General features: G+C 65.6%; 4 protein-coding genes. 2 read left to right on the top strand and 2 right to left on the bottom strand.

What is annotated here, in order from left to right:
- Together IT472_RS06010 and IT472_RS06005 are read left to right on the top strand one after the other, a co-directional pair.
- A partial coding sequence (locus IT472_RS06010) for a PhzF family phenazine biosynthesis protein (RefSeq protein WP_297179846.1) occupies positions 1–701 on the top strand: 701 nt, incomplete at its 5' end.
- A 102-nt stretch (positions 702–803) separates the two neighbouring features.
- The gene (locus IT472_RS06005; protein WP_297179843.1) at positions 804–1,700 is read left to right on the top strand and encodes a universal stress protein; all 897 of its coding nucleotides are present in this window, start codon (positions 804–806) and stop codon (positions 1,698–1,700) included.
- A gap of 9 nt (positions 1,701–1,709) precedes the next feature.
- On the opposite strand, the gene nhaA is transcribed toward IT472_RS06005, so the two are convergent.
- A complete protein-coding gene (nhaA, locus tag IT472_RS06000; RefSeq protein ID WP_297179840.1) occupies positions 1,710–2,906 on the bottom strand; it encodes a Na+/H+ antiporter NhaA in 1,197 nt (398 codons plus the stop codon).
- Between the two features lie 45 nt (positions 2,907–2,951).
- On the bottom strand, positions 2,952–4,250 hold the full coding sequence (hmgA, locus tag IT472_RS05995; protein ID WP_297179837.1) for a homogentisate 1,2-dioxygenase: 1,299 nt from the start codon (positions 4,248–4,250) through the stop codon (positions 2,952–2,954).
- Positions 4,251–4,306 lie beyond the last annotated feature (56 nt).

Below are 4,306 nucleotides of genomic sequence, written 5' to 3'. Positions count from 1 at the left end.
TTTCGGAAACCGCATTTTTCGTGGACGTTGGCGAGGCATTCGAATTGCGTTGGTTCACGCCAGTCGCCGAAGTCGATCTTTGCGGGCATGCCACGCTCGCCTCCGCGCATGTGCTCTATGAACACCTCGGCTACACACTGGACGCTGTTTGCTTCCACACCCGCAGCGGGGAACTGATGGTGTCGAAGTCTGCCACGGGGTTGGCCATGGACTTCCCTGCCGCGCCACCCCGACCGGCCGAGGCGCCCGCAGCACTCCTGGCAGGACTCGGCACCTCGCCATTGCAGGTGCTTGCCGCCTACGATTATGTCGCTGTCTACGCGTCCGAAGCGGAGGTCCAATCCCTGGAGCCCGACTTTTCCCAGCTGCAGTCCATTGGTTTGCGTGGCGTCCTGGCGACCGCCCCCGGAAGCACGGTCGACTTCGTCAGCCGTTGTTTCTTCCCCAAGCTCGGCATCAATGAAGATCCGGTCACCGGCTCGGCCCATTGTGAACTTGCGCCCTACTGGAGCGCCCAGCTTGGTCGTCGACGTCTCAAGGCTCGCCAACTCTCCAGGCGGGGCGGCTCCCTGGTCTGTGAAATCCAGGGGGAAAGGGTCCTGCTTTCGGGCAAGGCCGCTGATTTCATGAGCGCAGAGATCACGGTCGAAGAACGACCCGACACCCCGAAGCAGCAGGCGCCCCTTCCGGACCACCGCTGATTTCCGACATCCCCCTTCAGTGCTTCGCGCTCCGGAAACTGCGGCGGCGCTTGGCCGGCCAGTACCGCTACACTGGGGAAAGTTGCCACGCGGTGATTCCCCATGCCCTTCCCTGCACGTCCCAAGGCCCTCCTGCTCGCCACCGACCTGTCGGCACGCTCGGATCGCGCACAGGCGCGGGCGGTCCAGTTGGCCCTGCAGTGGCAGGCACGATTGGACGTGGTGGTTTCCCACCAGGAAGAGGGCCTCTTCAGCAAGGCCAACGCCTACGTCGATCCAGAATCACCCGCGGATGCGCCGGCGCCGGAATCGCCCTCCGGGTACATCAAGCGCATGGCCACGCAGGCATTCGCCGATGTCGATGTCCCGCTGACCATCCACGTCGCTGCCGATGCCCCCGGCCCGGCAGCTGCTCGCATTGCCCAGGAAACAGGTTGCGGCTTGATCATCACTGGCACCTCGCGCAGCGACGTGGCCATGCGCATGGATCCCGGTTCAACCCTGCAATGGCTGGTTCGTCACGCCAAACGTCCAGTGCTTGCGGTGCATGACCGCGTGCGCCAGCAGTATCAACGGATGACCTTGGCCACCGATTTTTCAGCCCCGGCGACGCAGGCGCTGCAATTGGCCAATGCCTGGTTTCCCGAGACGGCGCAGCGTACCCTGCTGCACGGCTACGACGTCCCGCTGGCGGTGCTGTCGCTCAATGATGCACCACGCGCCGAGGCCCTGAAGGTGCTGTACGCCGAAGCATTGCAACAGGCGCAAGCGCACTTGGTACAGGCATTGGGCGCAGGCGCGGCGCCCTGGACTGCCTGCGTGCAGGCCGGTGGCCCGGTGCGGTTGCTGCGCGAGCATGCCCGCAGCAATGCGACGGAACTGACCGTGATCGCCAGCCATGGCCGCAGCCCGCTGAGGGACCGCCTGCTTGGCAGTGTGGCGGGACGCCTGCTTGAAACCGTGGGCACCGACTTGCTCGTGGTTCCACCGACCCCCTGACCGGAGGGCTCAGTCGGTGGCCCGTCGGGGCAGCACCCGCCACAGCCACAGGCTACCCACCAGCGCCGCCACCAACGACCCGCCGAGCACGCCGAGCACGCTCTCGGCGTACCAGTCCGGGTGCACGGCGAAAGCCAGCCCGCTGATGAACAGGCTCATGGTGAAGCCGATCCCGCACAGCATGCTTAAGCCCAGCATCGCGCGCCCGTCCATGCCCTGCGGGAAACGTGCCCAGCCGAAGGCACGCATGGCCAGTGCCGCACCGACGATCCCGATGGGCTTGCCGAGCAACAGTCCGACCGCGATCCCGAGTGGCAACGGCGAGAGCAAGTCATCGCGCTGCAATCCGCCCAGCGCCAACCCGGCGTTGGCGAACGCGAACAGCGGCAGGATGGCATAGGCAACCCACGGGTGCAGCGCCTGTTCCAGCGATTCCAGCGGTGAATGTTCGGTCGCATCGTCGATGGCGTTGCCGCGGTCGTAATGCGGGATCATCAGCCCGGTGAGCACGCCCGCCAAGGTCGCGTGGACGCCCGACTTCAGCACGCACACCCACAGCAGCAGGCCCAAGACCAGATACGGCCACAGCGCGGTGACCTTGCGCCATTTCAGCAGCGCCATCGCGGCGATCACCAGCGCGGCAGCGATGAGCGCGAAACCGGACAGCTGTTGCGAATAGAAGATCGCGATGATCAGGATCGCGATCAGGTCATCGGCCACCGCAATGGTCGACAGCAGCAGTTTCATGCCCAGCGGCACGCGATTGCCAAGCAGGGCCAACACGCCGAGGGCAAACGCGATGTCGGTGGCGGTGGGAATCGCCCAGCCGCGCATCGCCTCGCCGTGGCCGTGGTTGAGCGCGGTGTAGATCAGCGCGGGCACCGCGACGCCGGCGCAGGCGCAGACCACCGGCAGGATCAACTGGTCGCGGCTCGACAACTGCCCGGAGATCACTTCGCGCTTGATCTCCAGCGAGACCAGCAGGAAGAACACCGCCATCAGGCCGTCATTGATCCACCACTCCAGCGGCTGGGTGCCGACGGGAAGGTGACGGAAGTGTTCATACGTCGGTGCCAGCGCGGAATTGGCGGCGAGCATGGCCAGTGCCGCGGCGGCCATCAGCACAAGGCCACCGGCCGCTTCGAGCCGGAAGAATTCGGCGAAGGCGCTTTGCGCCCGCGCCAGCAAGGAAGGTGACGGCCTCATCGCGCCCGAGTATACGGACGCTGCGTTGCGGCCAACCGTGTGTGATCAGCCGTGCGGATCAAATTGCCGGCGCAGCCCCATCCACACGTCGGGATAGTCCATCTGCCGATGCGCCGCGTTCACGGCTTGCGCCACCGGGCGGATCACGCCGCGGGTTTCGAACATGATCGCCATGGTGTCGGTGACATAGTCAGGCTTGCTGGTGTCGATCGCGCTGGCTTTCTCGAAGGTCGCCGCGTCCGGGCCGTGGCCGGTCATGCAGTTGTGCAGCGAGCAGCCGCCGGGCACGAAGCCTTCGGCCTTGGCGTCGTAGATGCCGTGGACCAGGCCCATGAATTCGCTGGCGACGTTGCGGTGGAACCAGGCCGGGCGGAAGGTGTCCTGCATGGCAAGGATGCGCGGCGGGAAGATCGCGAAATCGATATTACTGGTCCCGGGCGTGTCGCTGGGCGAGTGCAGCACCAGGAAGATCGACGGGTCCGGGTGATCGAAGCTGATCGAACCGATCACGTTGAAGCGGCGCAAGTCGTATTTGTAGGGCGCGTAGTTGCCGTGCCAGCCCACCACGTCCAGCGGCGAGTGGCCGATCGGCGCGCGCCAGCAGTGGCCTTGGAATTTGGTGATCAGTTCAAACTCGCCGTCGATGTCCTCGTAGGCCGCATTCGGGGTCATGAAGTCGCGGGTATTGGCCAGCCCGTTGCTGCCGATCGGGCCAAGGTCGGGCAGCCGCAGCAGGGCGCCGAAGTTCTCGCACACATAACCGCGCGCCTGCCCGTCCGGCAGCGCCACCCGGAAGCGCACGCCACGCGGGATCACCGCGATTTCCTGCGGTTCGACGTCGACCACGCCCATCTCGGTCTCGATGTGCAACCGGCCCAGCTGCGGCACGATCAGCAGTTCACCATCGGCGTTGTAGAAATACCGTCCCTGCATGTCGCGGTTGGCCGCGTACAGATGCACGCCGATGCCGGTGCCGGCCTCGGCGCCGCCGTAGCCGCCCATCGTGTACATGCCTTCAAGGAAGTCGGCCTGCCCGGCAGGCAGCGGCAATGCGTTCCAGCGCAGCTTCTCGGGGGTGGCGCGGCCGCTGAAGTCGTTATGGAAAGCCGGCAGTTCGAACGCCTCGAAGCGGCCATGCACGACACCCGGACGAATCCGGTACAGCCAGGCGTGGCGGTTGGAATGCCGCGGCGCGGTGAACGCGGTGCCGGTCAACTGTTCGGCATACAGCCCGTGTGCCACTTTTTGCGGCGAGTTGCGGCCCTGCGGCACGGTGCCGGGGACCGCCTCGGTTTCAACCCAGTTGCCGAAGCCGGTCTGGTAACCGTTCGATTGGATGCTCATGTACTTGTTGCTCCGTTGAACCCCTCTCCCGCCGGGAGAGGGGTTTGAAACATCAC

Origin of the sequence: Thermomonas sp. (genome assembly GCF_020850895.1) — a bacterium.
GTDB lineage: Bacteria > Pseudomonadota > Gammaproteobacteria > Xanthomonadales > Xanthomonadaceae > Thermomonas.
The sequence above is the reverse complement of the archived record's forward strand: the minus strand, read 5'-3'. Positions and strand labels throughout refer to the sequence as shown.

Excerpts from the sequence above, each read along its gene's own strand:
- IT472_RS06005 (WP_297179843.1), top strand. The coding sequence starts at position 804 with ATGCCCTTCCCTGCACGTCCCAAGGCCCTCCTGCTCGCCACCGACCTG.
- nhaA (WP_297179840.1), bottom strand. The coding sequence starts at position 2,906 with ATGAGGCCGTCACCTTCCTTGCTGGCGCGGGCGCAAAGCGCCTTCGCC.
- hmgA (WP_297179837.1), bottom strand. The coding sequence starts at position 4,250 with ATGAGCATCCAATCGAACGGTTACCAGACCGGCTTCGGCAACTGGGTT.